This window comes from Streptomyces sp. NBC_01016, assembly GCF_026341035.1.
In the GTDB taxonomy this organism is placed as follows: domain Bacteria; phylum Actinomycetota; class Actinomycetes; order Streptomycetales; family Streptomycetaceae; genus Streptomyces.
This window is the reverse complement of sequence record NZ_JAPEOQ010000002.1, coordinates 2,508,591-2,523,269: the sequence shown is the minus strand read 5'-3', so window position 1 is coordinate 2,523,269 and position 14,679 is coordinate 2,508,591. Positions and strand designations below refer to the sequence as shown.

Annotated in this window: 12 protein-coding genes and 2 pseudogenes; 9 read left to right on the top strand and 5 right to left on the bottom strand. The window is 68.4% G+C overall.

Features of this window, described 5'->3' with window-relative positions; all coding sequences use genetic code 11:
- Window positions 1–15 precede the first annotated feature (15 nt).
- On the bottom strand, window positions 16–1,563 hold the full coding sequence (locus OG746_RS38230) for an AbgT family transporter (RefSeq protein ID WP_266723137.1): 1,548 nt from the start codon (window positions 1,561–1,563) through the stop codon (window positions 16–18).
- A gap of 115 nt (window positions 1,564–1,678) precedes the next feature.
- Between OG746_RS38230 and OG746_RS38225 the strand changes: the two genes are divergently transcribed.
- Both OG746_RS38225 and OG746_RS38220 read left to right on the top strand, forming a co-directional pair.
- Entirely contained in the window at window positions 1,679–2,722 is a 1,044-nt protein-coding gene (locus OG746_RS38225) for an Lrp/AsnC family transcriptional regulator (RefSeq protein ID WP_266723135.1), read from the top strand.
- 360 nt (window positions 2,723–3,082) lie between these two features.
- Window positions 3,083–3,208: pseudogene (locus tag OG746_RS38220) on the top strand (SUMF1/EgtB/PvdO family nonheme iron enzyme); the annotation flags it as partial.
- Window positions 3,209–3,223: 15 nt separating this feature from the next.
- On the opposite strand, the gene OG746_RS38215 reads toward OG746_RS38220, so the two are convergent.
- Genes OG746_RS38215 through OG746_RS38205 form a run of 3 tightly spaced genes read right to left on the bottom strand, consistent with a single transcriptional unit; the run spans window position 3,224 to window position 6,765 of the window.
- A complete protein-coding gene (locus OG746_RS38215) occupies window positions 3,224–4,003 on the bottom strand; it encodes a FadR/GntR family transcriptional regulator (protein ID WP_266723133.1) in 780 nt (259 codons plus the stop codon).
- A gap of 5 nt (window positions 4,004–4,008) precedes the next feature.
- Window positions 4,009–5,442, bottom strand: a complete 1,434-nt coding sequence (locus tag OG746_RS38210) for a sulfatase-like hydrolase/transferase (RefSeq protein WP_266723131.1) — start codon at window positions 5,440–5,442, stop codon at window positions 4,009–4,011.
- The gene (locus OG746_RS38205) at window positions 5,443–6,765 is read right to left on the bottom strand and encodes an MFS transporter (RefSeq protein WP_266723129.1); all 1,323 of its coding nucleotides are present in this window, start codon (window positions 6,763–6,765) and stop codon (window positions 5,443–5,445) included. It abuts the gene before it with no gap.
- A 526-nt stretch (window positions 6,766–7,291) separates the two neighbouring features.
- Here OG746_RS38205 and OG746_RS38200 point away from each other — a divergent pair.
- The 3 genes and pseudogenes from OG746_RS38200 to OG746_RS38190 all read left to right on the top strand — a co-directional run.
- Window positions 7,292–7,693 (top strand): hypothetical protein, encoded by a 402-nt coding sequence (locus OG746_RS38200; RefSeq protein ID WP_266723127.1) that lies wholly within the window; start codon window positions 7,292–7,294, stop codon window positions 7,691–7,693.
- A 177-nt stretch (window positions 7,694–7,870) separates the two neighbouring features.
- The gene (locus tag OG746_RS38195; RefSeq protein WP_266723125.1) at window positions 7,871–9,178 is read left to right on the top strand and encodes a phospholipase D-like domain-containing protein; all 1,308 of its coding nucleotides are present in this window, start codon (window positions 7,871–7,873) and stop codon (window positions 9,176–9,178) included.
- A gap of 200 nt (window positions 9,179–9,378) precedes the next feature.
- A pseudogene (locus OG746_RS38190) lies at window positions 9,379–9,584 on the top strand (transposase); the annotation flags it as partial.
- Window positions 9,585–9,904: 320 nt separating this feature from the next.
- Here the strand turns inward: OG746_RS38190 and OG746_RS38185 are convergent.
- Window positions 9,905–10,435: an RICIN domain-containing protein gene (locus OG746_RS38185; protein WP_266723123.1), complete on the bottom strand. Its 531-nt coding sequence runs from the start codon at window positions 10,433–10,435 to the stop codon at window positions 9,905–9,907.
- 45 nt (window positions 10,436–10,480) lie between these two features.
- Between OG746_RS38185 and OG746_RS38180 the strand changes: the two genes are divergently transcribed.
- The 4 genes from OG746_RS38180 (at window position 10,481) to OG746_RS38165 (ending at window position 14,679) form a co-directional block, all read left to right on the top strand.
- Entirely contained in the window at window positions 10,481–11,002 is a 522-nt protein-coding gene (locus tag OG746_RS38180) for a hypothetical protein (protein WP_524540524.1), read from the top strand.
- A gap of 177 nt (window positions 11,003–11,179) precedes the next feature.
- Window positions 11,180–12,358 carry a LacI family DNA-binding transcriptional regulator gene (locus OG746_RS38175; RefSeq protein ID WP_266723121.1) on the top strand — a complete coding sequence of 393 codons (1,179 nt, stop codon included), beginning with the start codon at window positions 11,180–11,182 and terminating at the stop codon, window positions 12,356–12,358.
- Between the two features lie 85 nt (window positions 12,359–12,443).
- Window positions 12,444–13,712, top strand: a complete 1,269-nt coding sequence (locus OG746_RS38170; protein WP_266723119.1) for a sugar ABC transporter substrate-binding protein — start codon at window positions 12,444–12,446, stop codon at window positions 13,710–13,712.
- Complete coding sequence (locus tag OG746_RS38165; RefSeq protein ID WP_266723117.1) at window positions 13,705–14,679, top strand: carbohydrate ABC transporter permease; 975 nt, start codon at window positions 13,705–13,707, stop codon at window positions 14,677–14,679. The genes OG746_RS38170 and OG746_RS38165 overlap by 8 nt, the downstream gene beginning before the upstream one ends.

Here is a 14,679-nt window from a genome sequence, read left to right as displayed (position 1 = left end):
AGGGAGTTGAGTGGGTTATCGGACGGGGACGCCCGGGCCGAGCGGGATGCCCAGGGTGTACCAGGCGAGGAACAGCACCACCCATACGACGAGGTTGACCACCGCTAGGGGCAGCACCAGGGACATCAGCGTGCCGATGCCCGCGGAGGGCCGGTAGCGGCGGATGAATCCGAGCGCGATGACGAAGTACGGGCTCATCGGACTGAGGCTGTTGGTGGGCGCGTCCGCGATCCGGAACAGCGCCTGGCTGGTCTCCGGCCGGATGTGCAGCAGCATCAGCATCGGCACCAGGATCGGGGCGACCAGCGACCACATCGCCGAACCGCTGGTGAGGAACAGGTTGAGCAGGCTGATCAGGAGCACCGCGCCGATGAAGATCACCACGGGCTGCGCGCCGAGCGAGTCGAGCACATCGGCCCCGGAGATCGCGATGACCTGGCCGATGTTGCTCCACTTGAAGTAGCCGAGGAACTGCGCGACCACGAAGAAGAGCACCAGGACCGGGACCAGTTCGCGCAACCCTCGGCCCATCAGCTCCGGGATGTCCTGCGCGGCGGTGATGGTGCGCACGGTCAGTCCGTACACGATGCCGATGAGCATGAAGAACACCATCAGGATCACGGCTATGTTGTCGAACAGCGGCGATGCCACGACGGAACCGCCCTCCCCGCGCAGCGGGGAACCCGTGGGCAGCATCGCGAGGACCACCGCGGCCACGTACAGCGCTCCGGCGGTGATCGCCCGGCGCACGCCCTTGCGCTCCTCGGCGGACAGGGTCATGTCGGGCAGCTCTTCGACGTCGGTCAGCTCCAGCTCGACGGCGTTCATCGCGGCGACCCGGCGCACGACGACGGCTTCGGTGACGATCGTGATGGTGATCGCGAGCAGCAGCGTGGACGCCACGGAGAAGAACCAGTTCGAGACCGGAGTGACCGCGTAGGACGGGTCGATGGTGTGCGCCGCCGAGGTGGTCAGACCCGCGAAGATCGCGTCCGAGCCCTCGATGACCGGGCTGACGCTGCTCGCGCCGCCCACCGCGACGTAGGAGACGACGGCACCGATGATCGGGCTGCGGCCCACCGCGCGGAACGCGATCATGCCGAGCGGGATCATCACCACGAACGCGGCGTCTCCGGCCACGTGGGAGAACATGCTGGTGTAGGCCACGGCGAAGGTCACCATCTTGGCCGGGACCCGGGCGAGCGCGGCACGCATCAGTGCGGGGAGCAGGCCGGTGCCGTCCGCGATCGCGACACCGAGCATGACCACCACGATCAGACCCAGCGGCGGGAAGTCGACGAAGTTCGTGATCGCATCGCCGAGGACCATCTTCACGCCCGCGTCGGACACGATGCTCTTGACGGCGATGACCGAGCCGTCGGCGGGCGAGACCACCGAGACGCCGAGCGCGGCGAGCAGCCAGCTCGCCAGGACGATCAGACCGCTCAGGATCAGGAAGAGCCAGAACGGGTGGGGCAGTTTGTTCCCTGCCCGGTCCACGAAGTCCAGCACACGCAGGACCACCGAGGTCGGCGGCTGCCGTTGTTCCTTCACTTCGGCCATGAGGCCCTCCCGCTGCTGTTCCGTGGCGTTATGGCTCGCCATAAGACAGCGTGATGCGTGTTTGTGTCAATCACTGTCCCGTGAATGACAGAATCGCTCCCTGTACGCTTCTCGCATGCAAGAGATGGAGCACGGCCTCGACGACGCCGACCTTGATCTGGTGGCAGCGCTGCAGATCGCGCCCCGGGCGCCGCTGAACACCGTCGCCGAGATCCTGGGCACCTCGGCCAGCACGGCGGGGCGGCGCATCCAGCGGCTGCAGCAGCTGGGGCTCCTGCGTTTCATCAGCACCGTGCACTGGTCGCTCCTCACCACCGGCAATCCCTATGTGGTGTGGATCAAGTGCCGGCCCGGCGCCACGGGCGACGTCGCGGCCGCCATCCAGAAGGTGCCGCAGGCCCAGTCGCTCATCACCACCACCGGCGACTCGGACATCTACTGCACCCTCTATCCGCTGCCGGGCACGGACCAGCGGCGCCTGCTGACCCGGACGCTGCCCGAGATCCCCGGCATCGCGTCCATCCAGTCGCACCTGGTACTGCGCTCCGCCCGCGAGGCGTTCACCTGGCGGCTCGACCGGCTCACCGACCGGCAGACCGAGGAAGTGCGCGGACAGGCCGACGCCCTTCCCGATGCGGCCCCCACCAGCGTCGGACCTCTCAACGAGGTCGAGTTCCGCACGCTCCAGCTGTTGGTCGAGGACAGCCGGATCTCCGCGGCACAGGTCGCCCGCGAACTCGACGTCAGCCGGTCCACCGCCTACCGGACGATCCAGTCACTCCTGGAATCGGGGGCCGTCCGCCCTCGGGTGGAGATCGAACCGGCCGTCCTCGGGTTCCCGATCACCGCGCTGTTCACCCTGGACGTCCAGCCGCGGCACGTCCCCACCGTGCTGACCACACTCGGCGAGCACTCCTGCGGGCGGTTCACGGTCATGACCGCCGGACCGGCCTCGATCCTCCACCACGGGGTCTTCGCCGACGAGGACCACTTGTCGAGGTTCGTCACGGACGACCTCGGCGCGCTCCCCGGCCTCAACGGCCTCAACACCTTGATCGCCCTGTCCGTCCTGCGCCGCCAATGGATCGACCGCGACGACGACTTCGTACTGGGACACCGGGCCCACGACATCCTGTCGCCGAGCCACGACACTCGATGACGAGGGGTGGAACCGGACAGCGACAGCTCGCCGTACGACAGGGCCGGGAGAAGTCGCAGGACCTCCGGGGCGGCCTTCTTACCGCGGCTGATCATGTTGACCGGCAGCAGCGACACGTCGGCGAGGAAGAAGTCGGCGAGATCCACGGCGAGTTCGCGGCCTGCGATGTAGCCGACGAGCGCGGCCCGGTCCTGCGGGCGCACCAGGGCCAGCGCGTCGCGCAGCACCGTGCCGCCGACGGTGTCGATGAGCACGTCGGCCCTGCCGCCGATCGCCTCCTCGGAGAGGTCGGCGGCAACGACCGCTTTGGCGGCGGGCGCGTGAGGCAGCTTGGCCGGGCGGCCGACCACGGAGGACCGGTGCGGCGGCTCCTACCTGTGCCACTACTCGTACTGCAACCGGTACCGGGTCGCCGCTCGCACCTCGAACACCCCGGACAGTTCGGCCGGCAACCTCGGTGTCCGCCGCGCGGCTTCGATCAGCTGACCGGCTCCCGCGCCGTCACGCCGACGTGGCGCCCTCGTCCTTCCGCGCCCCGGAGGTCATCAGCTCGATGACCTCCGACACGTACCGGTCGGTGTTGTCGAAGTGACGGTTCATCGCCGCCACGGCGTCGGCGGCGTCACCGGCCGCGACGGCGTCGAAGATGCCTCGGTGCATGACGACCGCGGACGCGTCGCCGATGGTACGGCGGGTCGTCTGCTCCCTGACCCGTCGCAGCGCGCCGTTCATCAACTCGTAGATACCCAGGACCAAAGGGTTGTCCGCGGCGTCCAGCAGTATGCCGTGGAAGTCCATGTCGGCGGCGGCAAACTCCTGCACGTCGTGCGTGTCACAGGCTTGCTGCATGCGCTCCACGGCCGCTTCGAGGCCGACGAGGTGCTCATCGTCACGGCGCTCGGCAGCCAGGCCGACGAGGCCCGTCTCGACCATCCGGCGCAGTTCGGTGAGGCTGCGATACAGCTCAGTACCCTGCCCCGCGTCGATCATCGCCGCGAGCACGGTCGGGTCCAGATGGGACCAGCGGGCGCGGGCGTTGACGAACGTCCCACGCCCCCGCTCGACACGCAGCACACCCATCCGCTGCAGCGACCGCAACGCCTCGCGCAGGGTCAGGCGGCTGACACCCAGCTCCTCGGCGAGCTCGCCCTCCTGGGGCAGCCGGGCGTCGGCCTCGAAGCGACCGGAGACGACGGCGGACAGCAGCATTTCCTCGACACGGTTCGTGAGCGTGCCGGACTTCTCGCCGGGCAGCGCGCCGATCGTGATTGAGGTCCCCATGGCGGTCAGTGTAGTCCGCGCTGCTGGGACAGCCCGCGGTCGACCGGGAGGCGCTGCGCCTGGGCCTGGAGCCCTGTCGGAAGCCCGTCGGTGATCCATTCCAGGTCCGTGCCGTATGCCTCGTCCGCGATCTTCCGGAGCAGCCGTTCGCGAACCGGCGCCAACTCCGGTACGCCCGCCAGGTCGTGCTCGTCCCAGGGGTCCGCAGGGACGTCGAAGAGCTGCACGACGTTGCCCATGGGGTAGTAGACGAGCTTGTGACGGCCGTCGTGGGCCATGCGTGTGGCCTCCGCCCCCTCCCCGTACTCGCCGTGCAGGAACGTGCGGGTGTCCTCGACCATCGACACGCCCTCGACCTCGTCCGGCACCTCGATCCCGGCAAGGCCGAGCAGCGTCGGCATGACGTCCTGGAGCCCCACGAGCCGGTCGTCGACCTCACCCGCCGGAACGCGCCCGGAGGTGGTGTCGCCGACGAGGAGCATGGGGACGTTCGCGGACTTCTCGTAGAAGACGCGCTTGGCCCACAGATCGTGATCGCCGAGCATGTCGCCGTGGTCCGAGGTGAACATGATGACGGTGTCGTCGAGCAGCCCCTGCTCACGCAACGTACCGATGACGAACCGCAGTTGGTGGTCGACATAGGTGCACTGGGCGTAGAAGGCACGCTTGGCCGCCAGCTCCTCGGCCTCCCGCATTCCGACCGGGCTGTCGGCGTGCCGACGCCGCTGGAGCTGCGGCGGCGCCGTCTCACCCTGGACGACCCAGTCACCGACGATCGGTTCGTCCATCTCCTGTCCGGCGTACATGTCCAGGTAGGCCGCCGGTGGTGTCAGCGGCGGGTGCGGCGCGGTGAACGACAGGTACCAGAAGGCCGGCTTGGTGGGATCGCGGCGCACGATGGTCTCGGCCATCGTCCGAGCGGCCCAGTGGGTGACGTGCATCGTCTCGGGCAGGTGCCAAGGACGGTACGTGTACTGGTTATTGCTCATGCCGTGGGCGTAGCTCAGCCCGGCGTGTCCGTTGGCGGCGAGGAACCGTTCGTAGTCGTCGGCCACACCCCACTGCGAGCGGCCCTCCTCGCTCAGCCAGACATCGTCGAAGCCGATGCGGCTGCGCTGCGGGAAGACGTGCAGCTTGCCCACCGCGTACGCCTGATAGCCGTTGTCCCGGAACGTCTGCGCCAGCGTGGGCAGTTCGGGCATCGGAAGGTCCTGCTGGAAGATCCGGTCGCCGTGGGTGCGGGGCGTGGTTCCGGTCATGATGGAGCGCCGGGCCGGCACGCACACCGGGGATTCACTATAGGCGCGGGTGTAGCGGGTCCCGGCCGCGGCTAGTGAGTCGAGGGTGGGCGTCTGGATCACGGGGTGACCGGCACATCCCAGGAGCCGGCCGAACCAGTGGTCGACGGTGATGAGCAGAACGTTGGGACGGGCAGGCATTCAGGACTCCTGGGCGTTACGTGCGGGGGTTGCGGAGACGTCGGGGGCGGGCGCCGGGACGGTCGGCGGGGACCCGAAGACGGTGCGGGCGATGCCCGCCATGACGGCGGCGAACACCATGACCCCCGCCAGGAAGAGCATCGACGCGGAGAGCGAACCGGTTGCGCCCTTGATGGCACCGACGGCGTAGGGCCCGACGAAACCACCGAGATTTCCGACCGAGTTGATCAGCGCGAGACCTGCCGCGGCCTGCGCGCCCACCAGCAGACGGGAGGGAAGGCTCCAGAAGATCGGCTGCCCGGCGAACATACCGACCGCCGCCAGACTGATGAACGCGAGTTCCACCACGGCGTTTTCGCTCAGCGCGGCACCGGCGAGGCCGGCGGCGCCCACGAGTGTGCAGCCGGCGATCTGCCGATAGCTGCGCCCCGTACGAGCGGCAATGCGCGGCCAGAAGTACAGCGCGATCGCGGCGAAGAGGAACGGTACGGCGTTGAGGAGTCCGTTGACGGTGGCCGAGACGTCGAGCTCGGCGATCAGCGTCGGCAGCCAGAGCCGGAGTCCGTACGCCGCCGTGGGGAACGCCGCGAACCACAGGCACAGGAACAGCACGCGCCGGTCGAGCAGCGCCCGCCAGCCACTGCCGTGCGAGGCCGGCGCGGCCGCCCGCTCGGCGTTCAACGTCCCCACGAGCCAGGCGCGTTCCTGCGCGGTGAGCCACTTCGCCGACTGCGGAGAGTCCGGCAGTGCGAAGAAGACCACGACGGCCAGCACCAGGGCGGGCAGTCCGGTGATGACGAACACCCACTGCCAGCCCTCGACACCGAGGAAGCCGTGCATGTCCAGCAGGATGCCCATCAGTGGCGCACCGACCACGGTCGAGACCGGGTTGGCCAGCAGGAACAAGCCGATGACCTTCCCGCGGTGTGCGGCCGGGACCCACTGCGAAAGATAGAACAACGCTCCCGGGTAGAACCCCGCCTCCGCGGCACCGAGCAGGAAGCGCATCGCGTTGAAGGACATCACGTCCTGCACCAGCGCCGTCAGCACGACGATGACGCCCCAGGTGAGCATGATGCGGGCGATCCAGCGCCGCGCACCGAAGCGGACGAGAGCCAGGTTGCTGGGTACCTCACAGAGGAAGTAACCGATGAAGAAGATGCCCGCGCCGAACCCGAACGCCGCGTCCGACAGTCCGAGACCCTCCTGCATGCCCAGCTGGGCGACGCCGATGTTGGTCTTGTCGACGAACGAGACCAGGTAGCAGACGGCGAGGAGGGGCACGATCCTCCACATCACCTTCCGCATGACGATGCGTTCCACGACTCCCCCAACTTCTCTGATGTCTTATATCTGAGAGGAAGGTAAGGCATGGAGGACTCCAACGGCAATGCTGTAAAGCGCGTTGAGGCATCGCTACAGGTGGAAGCCCGGCGAAGGAACCTTGGTGGTGGCCAGTGCCTCACCCGCCGCCGCGTCGACGTGCTCTTCGCGATGCTCCGCGACAACGCCCTCTACCAACCGCGCCCCGCCACGAATCGCAGTTCCTCCTCCGCGGGCAAGCTCTCCACCTGTCCGAGTACGACACTCAACCCGACACCCGCGACTGGTTCGCGCACCAGCAGCCCACCGAACGCCGCGGCCCACTGGCTCGCCCTCTGGCTCAACTTGCGCAGCGTCGCGGCCGCTTCTCTGCTTTCTCGTGCAACCCTCGGACGCCTTCGTGAGTCTCCTGTGTGCCGAACTGTGGGTCACGCCTGGAACAAATTCGGGCAAACGCCAACGGTCCAACACCTCATCGAAGCGGGATGTCCGCCGGACGCCGCTGTCCCCTGCAGGAGCTCAACGCATGGCCACGCACATACGCCCTACCACCCCGCCTCCGACGCGCATCCGCGTCGCCACGGCGAACGCCTCGGCGGCGCCCCTGACCGGCGACGTCGCGTTCTCCGCCGGCAACACCACTGCGTCCAGGCCGAAGAACGCCGGGGACTTCGTCGCCCTGTACGAATCGGCGAACCGCATCACGTCGGCCAAGCGCACCTCCATCAGCCAGAACACCGAGAAGGTCGGTACCGACCTCGACGGCGGCACCGTCGCGATCCTTCAGGGCTCGGCCTGCCGCCTGCCCGGTGGCACCGCCATCGCCGACTCCGCGGCCTCCTCTCACGACCGCTGGGGCGCCGCCCTCGCCGCGAGCGACATCACCTGCCACGGCTACCCGATGTTCGGGGCGAACGCCGCCAACTGATCCGAAGCCATGAGTAGTTCATCCGACGGATGACGGGTGATCCCGTCACACCGAACTGCCGGACAGGCCCGTACTGCGACGTCGTCCACCAGGCCCACCTCGGCGACCACTCATGGGGCGATCAGCACAGCAACACCCGTCTCGTCATCGTCAACAACCCCAGTGAAAGGCCCGTCCATGAAGCGCACGCTCACGTTGATCACCGCGCTGGCCGTCACCGCGCTGACGCCCACAACGGCGCACGCGGCGGTCAAGAAGGCCAAGCCGCCGCTCAGTTGCGACTCCCGGACGTTCACCTCAAGACCGGGCCCGAGCTTCAGCGACCCGGAGGACGCCGACGCCCAGATGAACGTCATGGGCCCGATCATCGAATCGATCAACAGCGCCAGTTGCGGGCAGACCATACGCGTCGCCATGTACTCGATCGGCAGCACCCAGCCGGGCCCGGACTTCGCCAACGCCCTGATCGCCGCACACCAACGTGGCGTCATCGTCAAGGCGCTGATGGACTCTCACAGCGACAATGCGATCTGGCAGTCGATGGTCACCGAGCTGGGCAACGACCCGCAAGCCTCCAGCTTCGCCGCGCTGTGCCCTGGCGGCTGCCTGACCCACTACTCCGGCTCCGCCCTGCACGCGAAGTACTACATGCTCAGCGGCGGGAGCGACGCGAACAGGACTGTGACCGTCAGCAGCGCCAACCCCACCTCCGCCCAGGCCAGAACCGCGTGGAACAGTGGCGCCACCGTCAAGGGCAACGTCGACCTGTACAACTCCTACGTCCGCTACTTCACAGCCATGGCCAAGGGGGCGCTGGGCGGCCCGGGCCCGTTGGTGCCCGACTACTACAACTCCACCAGCGGTGAGGCCGCCAGGACGACACTGTCCCCGCCCTCCTACCAGTGGCCCAAGGCGCGCTCCAAAAGCGACACCTGGGTCGACTTCCTGAACAACATCAAGGCGCCGGCCACAATCAACATCGCCATGTTCGAGTGGACCTCTCACGGGCAGCCGGGCGACCGGAACTATCTGGAGCTGCCGAAGAAGTTGGTGAGCCTGGCAAAGACCGGCGTGAAGATACAGATACTCTTCACCGCCGGCCAGGTTGACGGCAGCGTGCAGAACTACCTGAAGGACCGGCCCAATATCACCGTGCACGACACCAGCCGCGGCACCGACGCGAACGGCAACGCTCTGCACTACACGCACGACAAGTACATGATGGTCAGCGGCGGTTACGCGGGTGCGACCAACTCGAGACTCGTGTTCGTCGGCTCCTCGAACTGGACGAGCAACGGCGTCTGGCACAACGACGAGTCGGACCTGAAGCTGGTCGGCCAGTCCAGCTACGACATGTTCAAGACGGACTGGCAGAACCAGTTCAACCGCTGCTGCGGGACCGTGGCGCGGGAGTTGAGCGCCGAGGAGCGCGCCGAGAATACGGCACGCGAGATTCCGATCGATCCGGAGCAGGTCGAGGAATAGGAATTCCCGGCCACCGCCGGCCGGTTACTTGCCGAACGCGTACAGCATCAGGATCGGCAGCGTGGTGGGGACGACGCCGGCGAGGAGGGTCTGTACGGCGAGTGGTGTAACTCGCGTGCAGAGAGCGACAGTTGATGACTGATGTGAGGAGTGGTACCGAGGCCGGCAAGGCAGCCACGGATGCTTCCGAGGCCGTGGGCAAGAAGCGGCAGAAGCGGTTCGATGGAGTCGACGAGACGGTGCTGTCGCTGTCCGCGAAGGGCCTCAGCCATGGCGAGATCTCCGCGCATCTGGCCGAGGCGTACGGCACCGAGGTGTCCAAGTCGACCTGGACGCGGTCTACCCGATGGTCTTCGTCGACTGCGTGAACGTGAAGGTCAGGGACGGCCAGGTTACCAACCGGCCGGCATCCGGAAGAGAACGCTGCGGAGGACAGCACGGCGCCGGCGTCACTGGTCTTGATGTCGCTGACTGCTCCCTGGTGACGAGTAGTGCGGCCGGGCCGGTCCTCCTCGCTCATCCAGCCGTCGTCGAGGACGACCCGGCGGCCGCGCAGCGCAGCCCAGTCGAACGTGTCCGCGCCTTCAGAGGTGGCACGGCTCACGGGTCTCCCCACGGTGGTCGGTTTGCCGCACACGGTGCACGCCCGACCCCGCGCCGTCCAGGTCCGGCACGCCGACATCACCCGCTCGCACAGCGGCATCTTGAAGCGGTCGAGAGATCCGTTCAGCCGATGGTGAAGCGCTGGTTCTGGGCGCCCCGGTCGCAGCGGGCAGTGCGGTAGAGGCCGTTGTCCTGCTGGTAGAGGCAGCGGCCCGTGCCGACGCTTTGGAGCATGATGGCGCTGCGGGCGGCGGGCTGGACGGTGCGCCACTTCTGGTACGAGCCGCCGTTACAGCGCAGGGGGTAGACGTCACCGCGGTCATTGCTGTCGAGGCAGCGGCCCCAGTAGTTGTTCTTAAGAGTCGTGCTGGTGTTGAGGCGGCCGTTCCACTGCCACAGGAGGCTGCCGCGTCCGGTGGTGCAGCGGTCGCCCTTGAGGCCGGTTTCGTCGGTCTCGCGCAGGCAGTCACCGTAGCGGTAGTTCGCGAAGCGGCTGGTGGCGGTGGCAGCCGAGGCGGGTGCGGGGGTGAGGAGGGGGAGGGCGAGGGCGGCTGCGGCGATGAGGGCAGCGAAGGCTTTCCGGGGTGGGCGGCGCGCTGAGGGGCTCCTTACGGTGGTTTTCAGAGGTACCTCGGCAGGATTCCCGAACACCACCGCTTACGCCTGAAAAATGGGGAAAATCACCGGAACGAGCCGCTCATGCCGGCCTATCCGGTCCGGCGACGGCGCTGGGCCGATCACCGCGGCACGCTCGATGCCATCGCATGGAAGTACCGCACCAACTCTGCGGGTGCCCGACACATCATCCGCGCAGGTGAAGACCCTGACCGTCGATCACAGCCATGGGCGGTCACGTCGCCGACGACTGCGCTGTTCCAGGACGCGGTGGACGGCGACCGCGACAAGGACATCGAGGTCCTGGTGCTGCGGCACCAACTCGCGGTCTTGCAACGCCAGGTCGACACGCCGGCATTCACGCCGGGCGACCGACTACTGTTCGCCGGGCTGCTCCAGCACCTGGGCCGACTTTCTGCGCAGTCAGACCAATGGCCTGCTGGCCTGCGACTTCTTCGAGACGATGCAGACCTGCCGGCGCGAGCTTCTGGACGCACCCTCACGAATACCACCGTCCCACATGACCTGCGCGGACGGGGTTATCGGCAACAGCAGCGCCGTGCTGCCCCTGTCGGCATCAACCACCGCTTGCTGCAAGGGGATTGACGCCCGTCGCAAGCCCCCTTTAGCGTCCCGGACACACGCCATCGATACGCATCGACGTGTCGCGGCATGCATCGCGTGTGTCGACGTACGTATTGATGAGTAGCGACGTGCGCACCGTGCAGGAGAGGCGTGCGTACCTCCGGCCCGCGACGCGGATGAGGCAGGTGAGGCAGGACGATGTCGGCCACCAGCAAGGACGTCGCGCGGCTCGCCGGAGTCGCGCAGAGCACCGTCTCGTACGTACTCAACAGCCGGCGCCCGGTCTCCGCCGACACCCGGCGGCGGGTCGAGGACGCCATCCGGGAGCTGGGCTTCCAGCCGCATGCCGGGGCGCGGGCGCTGGTGAGCAGGCGGACGCGGGTGATCGGTCTGGTGGTGCCCTTCGGGACCGCGGGCGATCCTGCGGGGCTGATCCCGTTCCTCGACACGATCACCACCTGCGCCCGTGAGCGGGACCACGATGTGCTCCTGGTCACCGCCGACGAGGGGGCCGAGGGGCTGCGCCGGCTCGCCGGGCGCGCGCTGTGCGACGCCGTCGTCCTGATGGGGATCGAGGCGGACGACGAGCGGATCCCGGTCGCCGCCGCGCTCCCGGTGCCCGTGGTGACGATCGGTGTGCCCGACGTGCCGTCCGAACTGCACTACGTGGACCTGGACTTCAGCATGGCGGGGCGGCTCGCCGTGGAGGAGCTGGCCGCCTGCGGGCTGCGCAGGGTCGTCCTGCTCGGGCACGCCGAGTCGGAGGTGGCACGCGGCCTCAACTATGTGGCGCGGTTCGCGCGCGGGGCCGAGCGGGCCGCCGCGGTGGCGGGCCTCGACTTCCGCTCGGTCAGCCCGCTGGAGCCCGAGCACGGTCCGGTGACGGAGGAGGTGCGACGCCAACTCGCGGACGCGGAGGGGCCGGTGGGGTTCGTCGTCGCCGGGCACCGCGCGCTGCCGCACGTGCTCGCGGCGCTGCGCGCGCTCGGCAGGGTGCCCGGAGAGGACGCCGCCGTCGTGGCGCTGTGCACCGACGAGCGGGCCGTCGCCGAGCCCTCGGAACCGAGCAATGTCTCCACGGAGCCGCGTGAGGTCTCCCGCCGTGCCATGGACCTGCTGTTCCGCCTCCTGGACCAGGAGGGTGCGGGGGCCTCGTCCACGGTCGAGCTGGTGGCACCGCGGCTGACCAGGCGGGCCACGACGACCGTCCCGGACATCAACACCACCGTCACGACGGTCACGTCGACCGCCCCGGACACCACCGCCACGACGGCCGTCCCGCACGCCAACACCACGGTCACGTCGGCCGTCCCCGACACCAACACCCCTGGCACGTCGCCCACCCCAGGCCACACGGTCACGTCCTCGTCCCCCTGATCCACGCCTGTCCCGTGGCCGGTACCCGCACCAAGCAGCGCGTCATCGATACGTATCGACCGGACCATCGACCGGGAGGAAGCGCATGTCTCAATGGCGAGATATATCCGCGCGCACGATACGCAGGCGGCGAAGGCGGCTGATCGGCTGCACCCTGCTGCCCGCCGCCCTCGCCCTCACCGCCTGCGGCAACGGCGTCGAGCCCGGGGTGGACTCCTCGGGGCGCGTCGTCAGCCTGCGGGTGCTCGACTACTACACCAACCAACCCGACACCAAGATCTACCAGCGGCTGTACGCCGCCTGCGGCCGGCGCCTCGGGATCCGTATCGACCGCGAATCGGTGGCCGGCGCGGGCTATATGCCGCGTGTACTGCAGCAGGCCGCGTCCCGCACGCTGCCCGACGTCCTGATGCTCGACAACCCGGATCTGCAGCAGATCGCCTCCGTCGGCGCGCTGGCGCCCATCGCCGACTTCGGCCTGAGTACGAAGGGGTACGCGCGCGGTGTCGTCGCGTCGTCGACGTACCGCGGAAAGGTCTACGGGCTGCAGCCGGCGGCCAATACCCTCGCGCTCTTCTACAACAAGAAGCTGCTGAAGGAGGCCGGAGTCGAGCCGCCCGGAACGTGGAGCGAACTCAAGCACACCGCAAAGGAGTTGACCGGATCGGACACGTACGGGGTGGGCTTCTCCGCCGTCGCCACCTATGAGGGCGCCTGGCAGTTCCTGCCGTTCATGTGGTCCAACGGCGGCACCGAACGCAACCTCGCCACCCCGGCCACCGCGCAGGCCGTGGGTCTGTGGCGCGACCTCGTCGCCGACGGATCGGCGCCCAAATCGGTCGTGAACTGGTCGCAGGCAGACGTGAACGACCAGTTCAAGAACGGCAACCTCGCGATGATGGTCAACGGCCCGTGGCAGCTACCGTTGCTCGACGAGGCGCACAAGAAGAAGGGCCTCGAATTCGGCGTGGCCAAGATCCCCGTGCCCGAGGGGAAGAAGACGTCCGTGGCGCCGCTGGGCGGCGAGACGTTCACGCTGCCGCAGACCGGCGACCGGCGCACGCAGAAGAAGGCGGCCCGGTTCGTGGCCTGCATGAACTCCGAGCGTGTGCAGCTGAAGCTGGGCCGCTTGCGCGATCTCGTACCCGCGCGCACCGACCTCGCCGAGCGACTCGCCGCCGACGACCCCCGACTCCGTGCCTTCGTGGAACAGGTGCGCGCCGCCCGTGCCCGCACCGCGCTGCTCGGCCCCGCCTGGCCGAAGGCCGCCACCCGTATCTACACCGCCCTGCAGACCGCGCTCACCGGCGGCGCCACGCCGACGCAGGCAGTGAGGCAGGCCCAGAATGACTGACGCGACGCTGACCGCCGAAGGGCCCGCGGCATCCACGGCGCGGTCCGGCAGCGCCCCGCCGCGCCCCCGCTGGTGGCAGACGTCGGCGGGCCGCAGCCGCCTCTTCCAGGTCCTCGCCCTCGGCCCCGCCGTCGTCTACCTGCTCGCGTTCTTCGGCTATCCGGTGGTGCGCAACCTCGTCATGGGGTTCCAGCACTACACGACGAAGACGTACTACACCGGCGAGGCACCCTGGGTGGGCCTGGACAACTACTCGGCCGTGCTCGGCTCGTCCGTGTTCACCCAGGCGATGCTCAACACGCTGCTGTTCACGGTGGGTTCGCTGCTCGGGCAGTTCGTCATCGGTCTCGCCATCGCCGTCTTCTTCCGGCGCCGCTTCCCGCTCAGCGGACTCTTCCGCTCGCTGCTCCTGCTGCCGTGGCTGATCCCGCTGATCGTCTCCGGCGCGGTGTGGCGCTGGATCCTCGACCAGGACCACGGCGCGCTCAACCAATTCCTCGCCGCCCTCCACCTCACCGAAGGGCACCCGGGCTGGCTGTCCACGACATCCCTCGCCCTGGTCGCCGTCATCGGCGTCAACATCTGGATCGGCATCCCCTTCAACGCGACGATCCTGTACGGCGGGCTCCAGGACATCCCCGAGGAGCTGTACGAAGCGGCGGCCCTCGACGGAGCCACCGGTTGGCGCGCCTTCCGCCATGTGACATGGCCCCTGCTTCGCCCGGTGGTGAGCGTCGTCCTCGTCCTCGGCATCGTCTACACGCTCAAGGTGCTCGACATCATCCTCGGTCTCACCGGCGGCGGCCCTGCCAACGCCACTCAGACGCTGGCCACCCAGTCCTACCAACTCTCCTTCCAGACCTTCGACTTCGGGCAGGGCGCCGCGCTGAGCAATGTGCTCATCGTGATGTCCCTCGTCTTCGCCGTCCTCTACCTGCGCGCCAACCGGCGTGCCGTCGACGAGTGA

Bases quoted from the DNA above. Each gene is read 5' to 3' on its own strand.
- OG746_RS38230 (WP_266723137.1), bottom strand. From the start codon at position 1,563: ATGGCCGAAGTGAAGGAACAACGGCAGCCGCCGACCTCGGTGGTCCTG.
- OG746_RS38225 (WP_266723135.1), top strand. From the start codon at position 1,679: ATGCAAGAGATGGAGCACGGCCTCGACGACGCCGACCTTGATCTGGTG.
- OG746_RS38215 (WP_266723133.1), bottom strand. From the start codon at position 4,003: ATGGGGACCTCAATCACGATCGGCGCGCTGCCCGGCGAGAAGTCCGGC.
- OG746_RS38210 (WP_266723131.1), bottom strand. From the start codon at position 5,442: ATGCCTGCCCGTCCCAACGTTCTGCTCATCACCGTCGACCACTGGTTC.
- OG746_RS38200 (WP_266723127.1), top strand. From the start codon at position 7,292: ATGGCCACGCACATACGCCCTACCACCCCGCCTCCGACGCGCATCCGC.
- OG746_RS38195 (WP_266723125.1), top strand. From the start codon at position 7,871: ATGAAGCGCACGCTCACGTTGATCACCGCGCTGGCCGTCACCGCGCTG.
- OG746_RS38180 (WP_524540524.1), top strand. From the start codon at position 10,481: ATGCCGGCCTATCCGGTCCGGCGACGGCGCTGGGCCGATCACCGCGGC.
- OG746_RS38175 (WP_266723121.1), top strand. From the start codon at position 11,180: ATGTCGGCCACCAGCAAGGACGTCGCGCGGCTCGCCGGAGTCGCGCAG.
- OG746_RS38170 (WP_266723119.1), top strand. From the start codon at position 12,444: ATGTCTCAATGGCGAGATATATCCGCGCGCACGATACGCAGGCGGCGA.
- OG746_RS38165 (WP_266723117.1), top strand. From the start codon at position 13,705: ATGACTGACGCGACGCTGACCGCCGAAGGGCCCGCGGCATCCACGGCG.